General features: G+C 41.9%; 22 protein-coding genes, 1 pseudogene and 1 riboswitch. Of the genes and pseudogenes, 5 read left to right on the forward strand and 18 right to left on the reverse strand.

The features are described 5' to 3' along the window. Window positions 1-627, forward strand: a pseudogene (locus ABID27_RS10050) (DUF1542 domain-containing protein); the annotation flags it as partial. Between the two features lie 538 nt (window positions 628-1,165). On the opposite strand, the gene ABID27_RS10055 reads toward ABID27_RS10050, so the two are convergent. From ABID27_RS10055 to ABID27_RS10065, 3 genes are all read right to left on the reverse strand, one after another. After that, window positions 1,166-1,555 (reverse strand): rhodanese-like domain-containing protein, encoded by a 390-nt coding sequence (locus ABID27_RS10055; protein ID WP_253363360.1) that lies wholly within the window; start codon window positions 1,553-1,555, stop codon window positions 1,166-1,168. Beyond that, a complete protein-coding gene (locus ABID27_RS10060; protein ID WP_253363358.1) occupies window positions 1,552-1,776 on the reverse strand; it encodes a YqgQ family protein in 225 nt (74 codons plus the stop codon). The genes ABID27_RS10055 and ABID27_RS10060 overlap by 4 nt, the downstream gene beginning before the upstream one ends. 113 nt (window positions 1,777-1,889) lie before the next feature. Then, on the reverse strand, window positions 1,890-2,411 hold the full coding sequence (locus ABID27_RS10065; protein ID WP_354281879.1) for a Dps family protein: 522 nt from the start codon (window positions 2,409-2,411) through the stop codon (window positions 1,890-1,892). Window positions 2,412-2,569: 158 nt separating this feature from the next. On the opposite strand from ABID27_RS10065, the gene ABID27_RS10070 reads away from it, so the two are divergent. The 3 genes from ABID27_RS10070 to ABID27_RS10080 all read left to right on the forward strand — a co-directional run bounded on the left by ABID27_RS10070 (window position 2,570) and on the right by ABID27_RS10080 (window position 5,295). Then, window positions 2,570-3,004 (forward strand): low molecular weight protein-tyrosine-phosphatase, encoded by a 435-nt coding sequence (locus ABID27_RS10070; RefSeq protein WP_253363354.1) that lies wholly within the window; start codon window positions 2,570-2,572, stop codon window positions 3,002-3,004. Between the two features lie 64 nt (window positions 3,005-3,068). Next, window positions 3,069-3,491, forward strand: a complete 423-nt coding sequence (locus ABID27_RS10075; RefSeq protein WP_354281881.1) for an MORN repeat-containing protein — start codon at window positions 3,069-3,071, stop codon at window positions 3,489-3,491. After that, on the forward strand, window positions 3,481-5,295 hold the full coding sequence (locus tag ABID27_RS10080) for an acyltransferase family protein (RefSeq protein WP_354281883.1): 1,815 nt from the start codon (window positions 3,481-3,483) through the stop codon (window positions 5,293-5,295). The genes ABID27_RS10075 and ABID27_RS10080 overlap by 11 nt, the downstream gene beginning before the upstream one ends. A 44-nt stretch (window positions 5,296-5,339) precedes the next feature. On the opposite strand, the gene ABID27_RS10085 is transcribed toward ABID27_RS10080, so the two are convergent. The 14 genes from ABID27_RS10085 to ABID27_RS10150 all read right to left on the reverse strand — a co-directional run bounded on the left by ABID27_RS10085 (window position 5,340) and on the right by ABID27_RS10150 (window position 15,043). Next, a complete protein-coding gene (locus tag ABID27_RS10085) occupies window positions 5,340-5,990 on the reverse strand; it encodes a phosphatase PAP2 family protein (protein WP_354281885.1) in 651 nt (216 codons plus the stop codon). Between the two features lie 23 nt (window positions 5,991-6,013). Continuing rightward, window positions 6,014-6,571: an ECF transporter S component gene (locus ABID27_RS10090; RefSeq protein ID WP_354281887.1), complete on the reverse strand. Its 558-nt coding sequence runs from the start codon at window positions 6,569-6,571 to the stop codon at window positions 6,014-6,016. 80 nt (window positions 6,572-6,651) lie between these two features. Continuing rightward, a riboswitch (FMN riboswitch) is annotated at window positions 6,652-6,783 on the reverse strand. Between the two features lie 127 nt (window positions 6,784-6,910). Beyond that, window positions 6,911-7,453 carry a tRNA (cytidine(34)-2'-O)-methyltransferase gene (locus ABID27_RS10095; protein ID WP_354281889.1) on the reverse strand — a complete coding sequence of 181 codons (543 nt, stop codon included), beginning with the start codon at window positions 7,451-7,453 and terminating at the stop codon, window positions 6,911-6,913. Window positions 7,454-7,653: 200 nt separating this feature from the next. Further along, window positions 7,654-7,902 (reverse strand): membrane protein insertion efficiency factor YidD, encoded by a 249-nt coding sequence (gene yidD, locus ABID27_RS10100; protein ID WP_354281891.1) that lies wholly within the window; start codon window positions 7,900-7,902, stop codon window positions 7,654-7,656. Continuing rightward, on the reverse strand, window positions 7,902-8,627 hold the full coding sequence (locus ABID27_RS10105) for a pseudouridine synthase (protein ID WP_354281893.1): 726 nt from the start codon (window positions 8,625-8,627) through the stop codon (window positions 7,902-7,904). The genes yidD and ABID27_RS10105 overlap by 1 nt, the downstream gene beginning before the upstream one ends. Further along, window positions 8,617-9,183: an SMC-Scp complex subunit ScpB gene (gene scpB / locus ABID27_RS10110; RefSeq protein ID WP_354281894.1), complete on the reverse strand. Its 567-nt coding sequence runs from the start codon at window positions 9,181-9,183 to the stop codon at window positions 8,617-8,619. Before scpB ends, ABID27_RS10105 begins: the two co-directional genes overlap by 11 nt. Next, window positions 9,167-9,886, reverse strand: coding sequence for a segregation/condensation protein A (locus ABID27_RS10115; protein ID WP_354281896.1), 720 nt, complete (start codon window positions 9,884-9,886; stop codon window positions 9,167-9,169). Before ABID27_RS10115 ends, scpB begins: the two co-directional genes overlap by 17 nt. After that, on the reverse strand, window positions 9,876-10,622 hold the full coding sequence (gene xerD / locus ABID27_RS10120) for a site-specific tyrosine recombinase XerD (protein ID WP_354281898.1): 747 nt from the start codon (window positions 10,620-10,622) through the stop codon (window positions 9,876-9,878). The genes ABID27_RS10115 and xerD overlap by 11 nt, the downstream gene beginning before the upstream one ends. A gap of 8 nt (window positions 10,623-10,630) precedes the next feature. After that, complete coding sequence (cbpB, locus tag ABID27_RS10125) at window positions 10,631-11,077, reverse strand: cyclic-di-AMP-binding protein CbpB (RefSeq protein ID WP_253363320.1); 447 nt, start codon at window positions 11,075-11,077, stop codon at window positions 10,631-10,633. After that, window positions 11,074-11,595: a metallophosphoesterase gene (locus ABID27_RS10130; protein WP_354281900.1), complete on the reverse strand. Its 522-nt coding sequence runs from the start codon at window positions 11,593-11,595 to the stop codon at window positions 11,074-11,076. Before ABID27_RS10130 ends, cbpB begins: the two co-directional genes overlap by 4 nt. Then, window positions 11,574-12,569, reverse strand: a complete 996-nt coding sequence (locus ABID27_RS10135; RefSeq protein WP_253363312.1) for a nucleoside-triphosphate diphosphatase — start codon at window positions 12,567-12,569, stop codon at window positions 11,574-11,576. The genes ABID27_RS10130 and ABID27_RS10135 overlap by 22 nt, the downstream gene beginning before the upstream one ends. After that, a complete protein-coding gene (gene racE / locus ABID27_RS10140; protein ID WP_354281906.1) occupies window positions 12,566-13,360 on the reverse strand; it encodes a glutamate racemase in 795 nt (264 codons plus the stop codon). Before racE ends, ABID27_RS10135 begins: the two co-directional genes overlap by 4 nt. 56 nt (window positions 13,361-13,416) lie before the next feature. Further along, window positions 13,417-13,650 (reverse strand): YneF family protein, encoded by a 234-nt coding sequence (locus ABID27_RS10145; RefSeq protein WP_253363311.1) that lies wholly within the window; start codon window positions 13,648-13,650, stop codon window positions 13,417-13,419. A gap of 145 nt (window positions 13,651-13,795) precedes the next feature. Then, window positions 13,796-15,043: a diaminopimelate decarboxylase gene (locus ABID27_RS10150; RefSeq protein ID WP_354281902.1), complete on the reverse strand. Its 1,248-nt coding sequence runs from the start codon at window positions 15,041-15,043 to the stop codon at window positions 13,796-13,798. Window positions 15,044-15,195: 152 nt separating this feature from the next. Here ABID27_RS10150 and pepC point away from each other — a divergent pair, with 152 nt between their 5' ends. Next, on the forward strand, window positions 15,196-16,524 hold the full coding sequence (pepC, locus tag ABID27_RS10155) for an aminopeptidase C (RefSeq protein WP_354281904.1): 1,329 nt from the start codon (window positions 15,196-15,198) through the stop codon (window positions 16,522-16,524). A 68-nt stretch (window positions 16,525-16,592) separates the two neighbouring features. Here pepC and ABID27_RS10160 read toward each other — a convergent pair. Then, window positions 16,593-16,663: IS3 family transposase (locus tag ABID27_RS10160; RefSeq protein WP_354281430.1), on the reverse strand; the 71-nt coding region annotated here is incomplete at its 5' end.

A 16,663-nucleotide genomic window follows, 5' to 3' on the forward strand; every position in this document is an offset into this window, starting at 1 on the left:
CAACGTCAAGCAAAAGAACAAATCAAAACTGCGGTGAAACAAAAACGAGCTGAAATTGATGCTGCTCTCCCAGAACCGCAAAAATACTCTTACAAAAAATTTGCCACTAGAGAAGCAACATATGCTGTCGAAGCTATTGATAAAGCAACAACTAAAGAAGAGGTTGAGGCTGCCTTGCAAGCTGGGTTAAAGCGAATTGCTGCTACTTTCCAAGCAAAAGAAAATGCTCCTCGTAAAGACGAACAAGAGCGTAGAGAAGAGCAAACGCGTAAAGAGAAACAAGCACGTAAAGAGGAACAAGCACGTAAAGAAGAGCAAACGCGTAAAGAGAAACAAGCACGCAAAGAAGAGCAAGCACGTAAAGAGGAACAAGCACGTAAAGAAGAGCAAGCGCGCAAAGAAGAACAAGCACGCAAAGAAGAACAAGCACGTAAAGAAGAGCAAGCACGCAAAGAAGAGCAAGCACGCAAAGAGAAACAAGCGCATAAAGAGGAACCAGCACGTAAGGACGAACCATCCAAAGAAAAAATACTCCCTGTAACTGGTGAGCGTTCATCATCTTTCATGATGATGTTGGGACTTTTAAACTTATTACTATTACCTTTCGTAAAACGTCGTCTAAAGTGACTATCTAAAATTTAATAGCAAAAAAGGACTGAGACTACTTTATAGAGAACTCAGTCCTTTTCTACTATTTGGATTTTATCAAACTGTTTACAAAGATATGATGAGCTTCCCACAGATACCCACCATTACATCTATTTTTAATTAGCAAGAAAATTAAATTACCTAACACCCTAGAATTCAAAATTGCTTAACAGTCCTATGATTCGATTACCACTTAATACTCATTTCTAGAAATTCACTTTTGGCTTATCTTTTTCTATCAAACTACACAATATTCTTTCCCTTAATATGCAACACATAATGAAATGCTAATTTTTTGCCAATCAGTAGACTAGTGAAAAATATAATATATTTCTAAATAACATTTCATTAATAACAACTTCGCTGTTTATCACTTACTTCTGAAATAAAAAAAGTATAAATAGACGAGAGAATGTTATTTCGTTGTAGCACAAAACAAAGACACCATCCACACAAGTCGTTTAACTAGCGTACAACAGATATATTGGGATGGTATCCTATTCTATAAATCACTATTTTAATAATTTTTCTTCACTTTGCCATCCCACTCATTAAGACCATAACTTAAAATATAAATTTCGTTGTAGCCTGCTTTTTTCAAGAGAAGAGCTGTCGATGTCACGCGTTGCCCACGGTCATTTTCGTAAATCAAAACTGGCTTGTCCTTACGAATAGCACCTAGACTTTGCTTGATTTGCTCTGAAGGAATATTACGGGCACCGAGAATATGTTTTTTACTAAATTCAGCTGGCGTACGCAAGTCAATGACTTGAGCACCGTGCATTTTTTCAGCAAATTCCTTGTTTTCAATCAACGTCGCTGCACGTTTTAGACGCCAATAATTGTAGCCCATCCAAGCCAACAATAAAACCAGTGTAACCAATAAAATTAAGAGAGTTGAGTTCATTTTTCTGCTTGCTCCTTTTTCTTCTGATACTCTTCTTCCAGCCGATGTTCTCTGCGCAAAATCAATTCTGCCTGAATGTAGTCCATCTTATCCAAAAGACCTGCTTGATAAATCTGGAGGAGTTCGATTTTCATCATTTCAATGTCGTAGAGGCGATTTCCCATATAGACAAAGATACCAAATCGTTTGAGCAATTGTTGCACATCGTAAAGGGTTTTCATAGGAAAATTTTAGCAAAAATCCGCTCTATTTTCAAGGTCTATTTCACATTCCACTCTTTCTGCTCTCATTTTTTAGAAAAGATAGATAAAAGAGCACCTTTCGATGCTCTCTCTTATAAGCCTGGGGCTTGTCCTAATTCTGCTGCCAGCATCCAAATCGTCTTTTCAACACTCGCTTTTGCCACATTGAAAATGTCATTTGTCACACTGTCTCCTTCTTCATCTGTTACAGCAAATCCTTTTGTAAACAAGCCTGCTAGATAACGATAAACTTCCAAGACACGCGCCAATTGTTCTTCTAAAGACAAATTATAATCTCCTTTAACTTCTGTCAACTGGCTATTGCTGCTAAATTCCGCCAAAGTTGAAAATGGAGCGCCTCCCAAAGTAATCAAGCGTTCACTCATTTCATCTAAATAACCATCCAACTCTGCCATGTATTCATCCATCTTTGGATGCCAAACCATAAAGCCTGTCCCTCTCATATACCAATGCACTTGATGCAAGATAGAATGAGCTACTGACAAATCTGCCACTGCTTGGTTCAATACTGCCTGTGTTTCTGAGAAATTGATTGCCACTGTCTCAGCTTTGGCAAATCTTGCCACTTCCGCTGCTGCTTGATGATGTTTCATATAATTACCCTCTTTTCTTTTATTTGTAATTATTATAAATAAAATTCATCAACATTTCAATCTTTTAGTCTCTAAATTAGAAATGTTCCAAAATATTCCAAAAATGAGAAAACTAACAAATCCAACTAGGGTATAATAGAAGAAAAGGAGAAAAACGCATGAACAAAATTGTTTTTGTTTGTCTAGGCAATATCTGCCGCAGTCCTATGGCAGAGTTTGTTATGAAAAATCTGACCACAGATGTTAAAATAGAAAGTCGCACAACATCCTTATGGGAGCATGGAAATCCTATTCACAGAGGTACACAAGGAATTTTGAAGCAATATCAGATTCCCTACGAACCGACCAAAAGTTCCCAACAATTGACTAGGGCAGATGCGGAGAAATTCGATCTTATTATCGGTATGAATCGCAACAACATCCGTGATTTAAAGAAGATGGTTCCTGCTCATTTGCATTATAAGATTCATCCTTTTGCTGTGGAGAGTATCCCTGATCCTTATTATACAAGGGATTTTGAAGAAACCTACCAGCGCATCTTAGCAGGTTGTAAAGAATGGTTACAAAAATTGAAGCAGATGGATTCTATGTAATATTTTTGTAATATTGGGTCAAAAATGATAGAATGGTACTACTTTATAGAAAGAGAATTACGCTATGAAACAGTTATCATTTGACCTTGAAAAACTGCAAGATTTGAAAGTCTACCTAACGAGAAAAAATATCGAATTGGCTACAGCAGCCTTGATTGTTCTCTGCATCATTGTCATGTTCTTAGGGCGCATTCCTACTAAAACCTCTCTTACCTTAGACAATGGAAAAATTACCTATACCGGCTATACCACCAATCATAAATTGACTGGCCAAGGTAAAGTTACCTTTGAAAATGGGGATGTCTACCAAGGACAGTTCAAAAACGGGCTCTTCCATGGTCAAGGCACCTTCCGTGCAAAGGCGGGTTGGACCTATACCGGCGCATTTAGCAATGGTCGTCCAAACGGTCAAGGCAAATTAAAAACCGAAGACAAGACAATTTACCAAGGAAAGTTTAAACAGGGGATTTATCAAGATGAGAATTAAATGGTTTTCAGTCGTACGTATCATAGGACTGGTGCTCGTATTACTTTACCACTACTTCACAAAATATTTTTCAGGTGGTTTCGTCGGTGTAGATATTTTCTTCACCTTCTCAGGTTACCTGATCACCGCCTTATTTTTGGACGAATTTGCTCGAAATAATCATATCGACATCATCGGATTTCTTAGAAGACGATTTTATCGTATCCTACCACCCGTTATCCTGATGGTGGCACTCAGCCTACCTTTTACCCTCTTAATCCGTAAAGACTTTGTCGCCAATATCGGTCAACAAATCGTCGCCGTTTTTGGTTTCATGACCAATTACTTTGAGATTCTGACTGGCGGAAACTACGAAAATCAATTTATTCCTCATCTCTTTGTCCATACTTGGAGCTTGGCTGTTGAAGTTCACTTCTATGTTTTGTGGGGCTTGCTTGTCTGGTGGCTATCCAAACATGCTAAATCGCAAGGGCAATTGCGAGGAATGATTTTCTTCCTTTCCTCCTTCATTTTCCTAGTCTGCTTCCTCTCTATGTTTGTTCGATCATTTTTGACAGATAGCTTTTCAACCATTTATTTCTCTAGTTGGACACACCTGTTCCCATTTTTTGTCGGAAGCACTTTTGCAACCTTGACAGGGATTCAAGGAACGACCAAGCCATTCAAGCGACTCATTCATACTTGGCCTGTTAAGAAAACATTTTACTGGGCAGGCGGAGCACTGACTGTTCTTCTTCTTCTGACATTCTTCTTGAAATTTGAAAATCGTAGTACCTACCTATTTGGATTTTTGTTTTCTAGCTTGGCTACTGCGTGTCTTATTTTTTCTGCCCGCCTATTGCACGAGCAATTACCAGACAAGGAAGAACCTGCTATCGTGACATTTTTAGCCGATACTAGCTACGGAGTCTACCTCTTTCACTGGCCACTCTATACTATCTTTTCACAAGCTACCAACAATCTAGTTGCAGTGCTGTTAACGGCTTTCTTCTCCCTTCTTTTTGCTAGTCTATCCTTCTATATCTTAGAACCACTGCTGCAAGGAAAAGAAGTCCAACTCTTCTCTGTGCAGATTAGCTGGGAACAACTTCGTCTACCAGCTTCCATCAGCGGAGCAATCATCGCCTTACTAGGCCTCTGGGTCATTTTTACTGCACCAGCTATCGGCGCTTTTGAGACTGATTTATTGACCAACTCGCTAAAACAAGCCGATACTCAGATGCAACAAACCCGTACCTTTGCGGATGGAAAAACAGCTTCTAAATACAATGTTACAGAAGGAACTACTGTCATCGGAGATTCAGTGACACTTCGTGCAACATCTGCTATCTCAGAGTTACTCCCAAATGCTATCGTTGATGCGGCTGAGAGCCGTAATACTACCCAAGCCTTGGAAATTGTCAAAACCAATATCCAAAATGGCACTCTCATGAAAAATGTCGTTATTGCAACAGGTGTGAATGTCGTCAATAATTACAACGAAGAATTGGACAATATCATCTCTACTCTTCCTAAGGGACACAGCCTCATCTTTGTAACACCATACGACGGTAATTCTGCAACTTATGAAGATCCTATCGCAGAAAAACATTACCAATATGAGCTAGAGCTCGCTAAAGAGTATGACTTTATCACCATTGCAGACTGGAATGCTACCGCTAAAAAACATCCTGAAATCTGGGCAAATAGTGATAACATCCACTTTGGTGGCGACTCACCTTCTATCCAGGCGGGTGCTAAACTCTATGTACAAACAATCCAAGAAGGACTCAACGAAGCTGCTAAAAAGCCTGTTAAAAAATAAAAATGAAGACTAGCAATAGTCTTCATTTTTATTTAATCAAATCCTTATTTCTGCTTACTCTGAAAACGCTGAGTAAAGCGATACTGATCATAGTAAGGAAAAACAGCTAGTAAAATAGTCACAGCCAGCAACCAGCCGCCGATGATGTCTGTCGGGAAATGCACTCCGATGTAAATCCGTGATAAAGCTACAAGAATTGCAACTAAGACAAGACCGATTTGGCTTAGCAAGCGGAGCGCGCCTGCTTTCATCCGTTGCTGCAAAATAATCACCAAGAAACCAGCAATTAAAAGCGTAGAAGCAGTGTGCCAACTCGGATAAGAATAGCCGGTCGTATTAACCAACCATTCAATCGTAGGACGTGGTCGCTGGTAGACATATTTGAGCAGGGTTGAAAAGAAACCCATCAAGGCAAAATTCAAAACTAGGAAATAAGCCTCAGCCTTCCATTTTTTCCAGTAGAATAGGCTCGCCAAACCAAGCATCAATAAAATAGTCACACTGGCATTGCCTAAAATAGTGATGTGCGACCAAAAAAGGGTTGCTGCTTCTGGCAACTGACCACGAAAGGCAGCTTGCAATCCTTTATCGAAACCAGCCAAAGTCTCAGGGTAAAATTTGTCTGTGTAACCTAAAATAACAAAGAAGAGGGCTGCAAATGAAGCATAAGGTAAATAAGATTGTTTGTTTTTCATAAATTAACTATAGGATAGCTAGCTTAAAGTTTTTTTAAATAAGGTCTGAAAGCTAGATAAAAAAGATAGAATACAAGGGCGAATAAGGCTCCCTCCAAAAGATTGAAAGGCAAGACCATCCCAAACAAATACAGGTTGAGACCTAGAATTTGTTTGATATCAAAATTCGCAACCGTTGCATACAAGGGTATCGCATAGACATAGTTGAGCACCAGCATTGAGACTGTCAATCCTAGTGTTCCAACCAGCGATGCGAGTAAGTAAGTTTTCAAGCTCGGTTTTTTCTTCCAAATAATAGCCATCGCCAGCACGAATACACCAACCGCCACAATGTTCATTGGTAAGCCAATCAAGGTTGAGGGACCAGCATTGTTAAAGACAAATTTGAGTAAGGTCCGAAGCAGCAAAATTCCCCAAGCCGACTTCAAATCCAATACCAGCAAGCCCAGTAAAATGGGAATGATGGAAAAGTCAACTTCCAAGAAGTTAGCCGTTGGAATCAAGGGAAACTTCAAGTACATGAGCAGAAAAGAAACTGCGGAAAGAATGGCAATGTAGGCCATTTTGCGTGTTTGTGTCATAAAAAAATTCCTCCAATTTTGACAAATTGAAAGAAGTCCCAAAGGTATCATTTGACTCACTTTTCGTGTACGCCCAAAACCTTCGTCTTCTCCCATCCAGACTCTACTGTCGGTTGTGGAATCACACCACATCAGCTTGCGCTCGCGGACTGACAATCCTTTTCAGATTGAATACCGCCGGTCGGGAATTTCACCCTGCCCTGAAGACAAGATAATCATAACAAAAAAACCTTACAGTTGCAAGGTTTTGGTTCATTTTTTATCTAACTAGCGACGTTCCGTCGTGCACGATAGTGGCATTGGAGACAGGCTTAGTTGTCATTTTAGACACACTTCTCCCTACTTAAGCTTGTCTGCTTCGTAGGTATGAGTGAGTTCGAGCCCCGCAAAATTTTGTTGGCGCAATGCCTCGTAAACAATCATACACACAGTATTGGAGACATTGAGACTACGGACATGTTCATCATTCATCGGAATGCGGAGTGCCTTTTCAGGATGCTGACGCATAAATTCCTCTGGCAACCCCTTGTCCTCTCGTCCAAAAAGGAAATAATGCGGACGTCCATCATCAAAGGATTGATCTGAATAAGTTTTATCGGCGAATTTTGAAATCAAATGCACTTGACCATCAGCTGCTGCCTGCATAAATCCGTCGAGATTTTCATAAAAACGGACATCCAATTTATCCCAATAATCCAGTCCAGCACGTTTCATTTTTCGGTCATCAATCGGGAAGCCCATCGGCTTGATGATATGAAGGGGGCTGTTGGTCGCTGCACAGGTCCGCGCAATATTGCCAGTATTCTGTGGAATTTGTGGTTCAAACAAAACAACATGGTTGCGTGAGGATGTTTCTTGGTAAGAAAGGTCTTCGATATTCATAGTTCTTCTTTCTATTTTTTACAAAAAAAATGCCACACTGCCCGGAGTCAAGCTCAGCAGACAGCATGGTGAATGACAAGTCATTCACTTAAATCACAACAGGTTTGATTTAAATAAATGAATATCTTATCTTCAATTATATCATAATTTAAGTAAATTTCAAGGAAAATGAATAGATTATTCCTTGATTTTTACAGAAATTAGAATCCGTTTTCAGGTTTATTTCGTCTTAGTGAAAAATGGTCTGGAACAGAATCTTCTCCTCCTTCAACCAATGGATGGCAGCGCAAGATGCGGGATAGGCCCATCAGCACTCCCTTAAGGCCATGCTTTTCCAAGGCCTGCAACATGTAATTAGAGCAAGTTGGATGGTAGCGGCATGCGGGAGGTGTGAGAGGAGAAATGAAGCGTTGGTAGAGGCGCACCAGCTTTTTCAATAGCCAAACCATTATTTTGTCTTGGTAACAGCCAAGGTATGTAGCTGACTGACTTCTTTTTTATTGAGGCGACGGTACTCACCTGGACGCAAACCTGTCAAGTCCAAATTCCCAAACTTAGTCCGTGACAACTTGTCCACCAAAAGTCCAACAGATTCAAACATTTTCTTGACCTGATGATTGCGCCCTTCGTGAATGGTCAATTGTACCACGGAACGATTTTTTACAGGATCAACTTTCAAAATTTCATAGACTGCTGGCTTAGTTTTCTTGCCATCAATGACAACACCTTGTGTCAATGGGCGAAGTACTTCCTTGTTGGCAACTCCTTTGACACGCGCAAGGTAGACCTTATCAATCTCGTTGCGGGGGTGAATCATCTCATCGGTGAAATCCCCATCATTGGTCAAAATCAAAACACCTGAAGTATCCCAGTCCAAACGGCCAACAGGATAAATCCGCTCCTTAACGGTCGGCAATAAATCTACAACCGTCTTACGTCCCTTGTCATCCGACACACTTGAAATCACACCACGAGGTTTGTTGAGAAGGTAGTAAACCTTTTCTTCGTTGTAGATAGGCTGCCCTTCTACTTCAACCACATCACCTGACTTGATGACTGTGCCCAATTCACGAATAACTTGGCCATTTACCGTGACCAAACCTTGTTTGATTAGCTCTTCAGCCTTACGACGGCTGGCAATTCCTGCATGAGCGATATATTTGTTAATTCTCATCTTGATTTTCTCTTTCTAGAAACAATTCCGTTTCCTGGTCTGTAATTTCTAGACCTGATACATCTGGCAATTCTTCCAGATTGTTAATTCCCATATAATCCAGGAAATAATCCGTGGTTACATAGAGGTTTGGACGGCCAACCACATCCTTCTTCCCATTTTCTCGAATCAGGTCAAAGACCTGCAACTTGCTAATGGCACCGCTGGAATTCACCCCACGAATGTCATCAATTTCGACCCGAGTAATGGGCTGCTTGTAGGCAACGATGGACAAGGTTTCCAACAAAGCTCGGGACATGGATTGGTTGATAGGCGTCTTGGCATAGGCTCTCAACAAGTCTGCGTAGACCTTCTTTGTGACCAATTTATAATGATTGGAGGACTCATAAAGCATGAGACCGACATCCTCATCTGTTTCATACTTTTGCGCTAATTTTTCCAATTGTTGGGTGACCGCTGAGGGCTGCATTTCTAGTATTTCTGCTAGATTACGCAAGGTCAATCCATCCTCGCCTGCCACGAAGAGCAAGACTTCTATTTCAGCTATTCGACTCATCTTGACTCCTTACTAGGTAAATTTCTCCGAAGTTTTCTTCTTGTTGCACCAAGATTTCCTGAACCTTGACCAACTCCAAGGTGGCTAGAAAAATCGTGATCACTTCATTCATATCCCGACTTTCCTTGAAACAGTCCGATAATCGGATTTGCTGCTTCTTCCCAAAACGACCACGAACTTGGTCCATCATGTCTTCGATTTTGTACTCATCCCGCGCAATTGTGGCATGAGATTGACGGAGTTCCGCTTGCTTTTCTGCCATGACTTTTGAAAAGGCTAAAAAGAGGTCGACCGTCGTCTTATCCTGGGCCAGAGTCACATCCTCATAGACCAACTCAACTTTTGGTTTTGAATAATAATGGGCGCGCTCGTCATGCTGCTCTCCCATCTTTTCACTGATGATCTTAAAGCGACGGTATTCCTCCAATTGGCTCAATAAGGCCTGCTCTGGGTCTTCCTCTTCAGGCATTTCTTCCACCACCTTGGGCAAAAGTCGACGGCTCTTAATCAACATCAGCTGGCTCGCCATCAGCATGTACTCACCGGCTACCTCCAAGCGCATAGCTTGCAAGGTCGCAATATAAGCCAAATATTGCTCGATAACTTCTGTAATGGGCACCTCATAGATGTCCATCTGGTACTTGCAAACCAAGTGCAGAAGCAAGTCTAACGGCCCTTCAAAATCTTTTAATTTAATATCCATTTTTTCTAAATTTTTCCAAGCTGGTCATTGATTTGAGTCCCAATTGCTTAGCAACTTCTTCCAGAGAATTTCCTTCTGCCAATCTGTGTAAAATATACTGCTCACGCAATTTTTGCGCAGTCCAAGTCGGATGCCCAATAGCTGTGACAAACTGTGACAACTGATTGAAGAACCACTGACGTGAATAGGATTTCCCCTTTTTATCAAAGAGAAAAACTGCCCCCAGTTGTGCGTCTAGATAGGAAAGCAATTCCTTGGGCAGACTGACAACACGGCGAACTTGCTCCCGTTCCACCGTCAAGACGGCAAAGCTCAGCACAACATCTTCTGTGCGGATGCCTGCAATTTCTGCAGGTGTCAAGCCAACAATCGCAATCAAAAGAGCAATGAGTTGCCCTGCCTTGTAATCTGTATCCTGCCACAAATCACCTAATTCTTCCAACTGCAAGTTTTGCGGAGCCAGGCTTGAGCTAGACTGTTTTAATTTCAACTTGACATAAGGTTCCATCGCCCCGTTTTCATAAAGAAAATAGAGGAATTGATTAACCGCAGACAACTTACGCTGCTGGGCTCTTGGCTTTAGTGACTGTAAAAAGGCTTGGTAAATCTCCAACTTTCCACTTGAAAACTGCCCCTCGCAAACATCCAAGAACTGTTGGAGGTCATATTGATAAGCCAATTGTGAATTCTTGGAAAGTTTTTTTTGCTGGAGAAAGGCTGTTATCAATGTGTTCATAAGACTTTCTATTTTTCTTCAAGGTGAAAATTGTGGACAAGGGCATTGACTGCTTTTAGGATTGACTTACGGGTGATAATCCCTAAAAATTCTTTATCCGGTCCGACGACAGGTAAAAAGGCTTCGTCAATCAATTCGCGCATGACTTCTTCCAAGTCATACTCAACAGGAACAGTTGGTCCATCCGTCTTGGCAATCAAGGAAATATCTACATTCAGCTGGTCGTCAGATAGATTGTTTTCCGTTTGATAGAGAATGATTTCCCGCAAGCTGATGGTCCCAAAATACCGATTGTCTTCCGTCACAACTGGTACCCGCGAGTAGGTCATATGGCTCAATAGGAGCTTGGCATGGTCGATATTGTGCGTTTCCACAATCACGGCTAATTTTTCAGCTGGCGTCAAAAATGTTTCTTCTTGCGCCAATAAAAATTCTTTAATTTTTGGTGTTATCATCGGGCAAGTTCCTTTGTCAATGCAGGATAAAGCTGGTGATCACGAGTGAAATACTCCACCAAAAAGTGATGGTCTGTAATAGTGACAAGAACATAGAGACATTCTCTCACCAGCCCCCTTGGCTGACTGACTGAGCCTGGATTAAGAAAGAGGGTTCCACCACGTACCTCTGCGTCTGGTACATGCAGGTGACCGTAAAGACAAATGTCTGCTTCTACTTCCTGTGCCCAATAGTCCAACTTCTGCCAACCGAAATTGATGCTAAACAAGTGACCATGCGTCTGAGCAATGCGGATACCATCCAAATCAGTCAAAAGAGTGTCTGGATAGCCACCATAATAGTCACAATTTCCACATACAACGGAAATCCCGTCCCAGATTGCATCATCTGCTGTCAACTCTGAATCGCCATTATGAAAAATAGCATCTACTTTGCCAAGATAGGTCTGTTTGACTGCTTCCACAATTTCCCAATCTCCATGGGAATCACTCATGACTACAATTCGTTTGCTTGCCATACTGGAAATGCCTCCAATAATTGATTAAGTGCTTTTGCACGATGAGAAATCTGATTTTTTTCCTCTAGTGTGAATTCAGCTGAGCGCTTGCCAGTTTCTCCAACGATAAAGAGTGGGTCATAGCCAAAGCCATTTTCCCCCTTGGCATCGAAGGCAATGTAGCCTTCCCAATTCGCCTCGACGACGAGGCTTTCTCGCTCAGGCGCCGCAATGACTAGACAGCAGTGAAACTGAGCAGAACGATCTTTCTGTTCAAAGACCATTGCTAATTCATGCAAGAGTTTAGCGTTATTGCTCTCATCGGTTGCTCCTGCTCCTGAAAAGCGAGCAGACCAAACTCCGGGCAGACCACCCAGTCGGTCCACCTTCAAGCCAGAATCATCTGCCAAGACCATTTTTCCAGTCAGCTGGGCAATGGTTTCAGCCTTGAGCCGTGCATTTTCTTCAAAGGTCATACCGGTTTCTGCGACATCAGGTAAGTCTGGGTAGTTGTTGAGATTTTCAACTGCGTAGCCCATTTTTTTAAAGAAAGCTCGGAACTCTTTGGTTTTTCCTTCATTTTTCGTCGCAATGAGGATGGTATCTTCAAGTGATTTTTCTGAAGAAGCACCTAAAAAGTCAGCTAGCTTCACACCATTTTTTGGAAGTTGAACAGACAAGAGTTGGTCGTTTTCACTGACTAAAATGGCTCCTTGGTGACGACGTACTTCTATCTTCCGGTCAAATTCTTGATTGATGACATCCACTAAAAAGTTCAACAAATGAAAATGTGAAGAGCATTGCACGATATGAATTTGGACACCTGGACCTTCCTCAAATCGTTTCATACCAACATCTTCTAACAATTTATAAATCACTTCTGAAAAACTTGAAAAGTCATCATCTTCCAGAAAACTCGTTACATATTGAAAAGAACCTAGGCTCGCAATAAACCAGTTTGCTACATCCTTGTATTCATAAATTTTCTTTGTCATAATGTCACACGCTCCACATCTATTGTTCGATCTAGCCAGCTTTCAGCAATATCGCGAAAGGCTGCTGGACTGGCCGTTGTGTAAAATTTATGGCCTGTTTTTTCTGCTGTCCGGCTGCGATTGATTTCAAAGTAATTAAGCAAGACGGAGATGTCCCTCGCACACTCTGCCCCACTATCAATCAACTTGACCTCTTGCCCCATAACGTTTTGAATAATGGGCCGTAGAAGCGGGTAGTGAGTACAGCCTAAGACCAGTGTATCCACTTTCCCCTTCAAGCCTCCTAGAGTCTCATAGACCACCTTTTTAGCCAAACTGGACTGATAAGAATTGGACTCTACCAGAGGAGCAAACTTGGGGCAGGCCAGACTGCTTACGTCTGTTTCAGGAGAAAGTGCTTGAATTTTTTGTCGATAAATGTCGGACTGAATAGTCATAGATGTCCCGAGCACACCGACTTTGCCAGATTTTGTTGCCTTGATAGCTGCAGATGCCCCAGGCAAGATCACACCCAAAACAGGAATATCCAAGGCTTCCTTGACCTCTTCCCAAGCAACGGCTGTTGCGGTATTGCAGGCAAAGACAATCATCTTCACATCCTTGGTCAAGAGAAAATGAACCAGCTGCCAAGTATATTCACGAATTTGTTCTGCTGGTCTCGGTCCATAAGGTGCCCGAGCCGAATCCCCGATATAGACAATTTCTTCATGAGGAAGTTGGCGCATGAGCTCACGCGCCACCGTCAAACCACCCACACCTGAATCCAAAAAACCAATTGGTCGATTATCCATCATTTCCTACTTTCGCTAAAAAAGGACTGGGATGTTCTCCCGAGTCCCATTTATGCTTATTTTTTGTTTGCAGCCTTTTGAGAAGCTTTAATCTGACGAAGTGTTTGTTGCACTTTTGCTTCGCTCGGTTTTTGTCCCATTTGACTCATCATCAAACGAAGAGCATTTTCATCCAAAACTGGCTTATCTGCGATGTAGTCCTGTACTTGCTTACGTGAAAGGTACATTCCCAAAGCGACACCACCAGCCAAAGCTGCCAAAATTAATACAATTGCTAATGCTAAATTCATATTTCTAAACTCCTTGATTTTCTTGTACCATTATATCAGAAAAATCAAAGTTTTCCAAGGTTTTGTTATGGTTTTCAATCAGCCTCTTCCTCGACAGAGAAATCAAATTGGCGGTTGACTTTTTCACGTCGATTAACGAGGAAACCTACTCCTCAAAATCAAATCCATAAAGGGTTGCAAAATAGTCCTCTGGTGTCTCAGCGCGTCGAATCATGCGAGCTGATCCGTCTTCTTGGAGAAGGATTTCTGCTGAGCGCAAGCGGGCGTTGTATTGGTACCCCATAGAGAAGCCATGCGCACCTGTGTCATGGATAACAAGTGTGTCACCGACACGAGCCTCTGGCAATTCACGTTCCTTGGCAAATTTATCATTATTTTCGCAAAGCGAGCCAACAACGTCCACAACCTCTACCGCACCTTCAGAATTGGTCATGTTGGTGATATGATGGTATGAGCCGTACATAGCCGGACGAAGAAGATTGACAGCAGAAGCATCTACGCCCACATAGTCACGATAAGTCTTCTTACGGTGGAGAACCTTGGTAACCAAGAGACCGTGCGGTGCCAGCATAAAGCGTCCCAATTCGGTGAAAATTTTGACAAAGCCCAGTCCGTTTGGTGTCAGGACTTCTTCATAGACCTTGCGCACGCCCTCACCGATGATGGCAATGTCATTTTCTTTTTCTTCTGGGTGATAATTGACCCCAATTCCTCCAGATAAGTTGATAAAGCTGAGTTCAACTCCTGCTTCTTCCTTGATTTCGACTGCGAGAGTGAAGAGTTGGCGTGCCAATTCGGGATAATAATCATTGGTTACGGTATTGGAAGCAAGAAATGAGTGAATTCCAAATTCTTTGACGCCCGCAGCCTTCAAATCCTTAAAACCTTGGATCAACTGGGCACGTGTCATGCCAAATTTGGATTCCTCTGGATTGTCCATAATGTCAGTCCCAAGTGCAAATACCCCACCAGGATTGTAGCGAAGAGATACTGTCTCAGGTAGGCCTGCCACTTCCTCTAAGAAGGCAATTTGTTCATAGGCATCCAAGTTAATGGTCGCTCCAATCTCACGCGCATAGCGGTATTCTTGGGCAGGCGTATTGTTGGAAGAAAACATAATATCGGTAAAACCAAGTTTGTCGCTCATCAACAATTCGACTTCTGTCGCACAGTCCACACCGCAATTCTCTTCTTGTAAAATCTTCAAAATTGTTGGATTGGGAGTTGCTTTGACCGCAAAATACTCTTTAAATCCAGGATTCCAAGCGAATGCTTGATTGACCGCACGCGCTTTTTCACGAATTCCTTTTTCATCATACAGGTGAAATGGCGTTGGAAATTGCTCAGTTAACCTTTCTAGTACAGGTGTGGAAATAAAAGGGGTCTTTGTCATCGTTACTCTCCAAATCTTCAAAATATGTTGTCATATTATACCATAAAATACAAGTTTTCTGGCAAAATATTCGCAAAATTCTAGTCCCGACTTGCAATCTGACCTCCTAGCGTTATAATGGAAGGGTAAATTTTTTAGAAATGGAGTGAACCATGGCCGAATTAACACAAAACTTCACTGAAAAACTCTATGCAGACTATTTGGCAAATCCCAAATACCAAGCTGTAGAAAATGCTGTAACCCACGCTGGGCTTCTAAAAGCACTGGAAACGCGCCAAAGCGAAATTGAAACAGACCCTGTCTTCTCCATTGACTTGACAAAAGATGCAGTTTCAAACCAAAAAGCATCTGGTCGTTGCTGGATGTTTGCTGCCCTCAATACCTTCCGCCACAAACTCATCAGCGAGTTCAAATTGGAAAACTTTGAATTGTCACAAGCCCACACTTTCTTCTGGGACAAATACGAAAAATCAAACTGGTTCTTGGAACAAATCATCGCAACAGCTGATCAAGAATTGGGTAGCCGCAAGGTAAAATTCCTCTTGGATGTCCCTCAACAAGACGGTGGTCAATGGGATATGGTCGTTGCCCTCTTTGAAAAATACGGCGTCGTACCGAAATCTGTTTATCCTGAATCTGTATCATCTAGCGCCAGCCGTGAAATGAACCAATACCTTAACAAATTATTGCGTCAAGATGCACAAATTCTCCGTGAATTGGTCACAAACGGCGGCGATGTTCAAGCTAAAAAAGAAGAACTTCTCCAAGAAATCTTCAACTTCCTAGCAATGAACCTTGGTTTGCCACCACGCACATTTGACTTTGCTTACCGTGACAAAGACAACAACTTCCACTCAGAGAAAAATCTGACACCACAAGCTTTCTACGAAAAATATGTCGGCTTGAAACTCGAAGACTATGTCTCTGTCATCAATGCTCCAACAGCTGATAAACCATATGGCAAATCTTATACTGTTGAACTCCTCGGAAATGTCGTTGGTAGCCGTGACGTACGCTACATCAACTTAGACATGGACCGCTTCAAAGAATTGGCCATTGCCCAAATGCAAGCCGGCGAGTCAGTTTGGTTTGGTTCTGATGTCGGCCAAATGAGCGACCGTCAATCTGGTGTTATGGCAACTAACACTTACGACTTTGCATCTGCTATGGATATTCAATTGACTCAAGACAAGGCTGGTCGCCTGGACTACAGCGAAAGCTTGATGACTCACGCTATGGTCTTAACCGGAGTTGACTTGGACGAAAATGGCAAAGCAACCAAATGGAAAGTCGAAAATTCATGGGGAGACAAGGTTGGACAACAAGGTTACTTCGTCGCTTCTGATGCCTGGATGGATGAATTCACTTACCAAATCGTTGTGCGCAAAGAATTCCTCACAGCAGAAGAATTAGCTGCCTACGAAAGCCAACCAATCGTCCTTGCACCATGGGATCCAATGGGAGCACTTGCAAACAAATAAAACTGTTACAGTTAGAAAGAAAAGGCCCCGGACTTTTGTACTGCCCCCCAAAAGTTGGACACTATATTTTAAGCACAGGATTGAGTTCTGTATTGAACGGGACTCAGTCCTTTTAATTTTGTTTTGCTTCTCTTGTTAT

This window comes from Streptococcus gallinaceus (genome assembly GCF_040545695.1).
Classification (GTDB): domain Bacteria; phylum Bacillota; class Bacilli; order Lactobacillales; family Streptococcaceae; genus Streptococcus; species Streptococcus gallinaceus.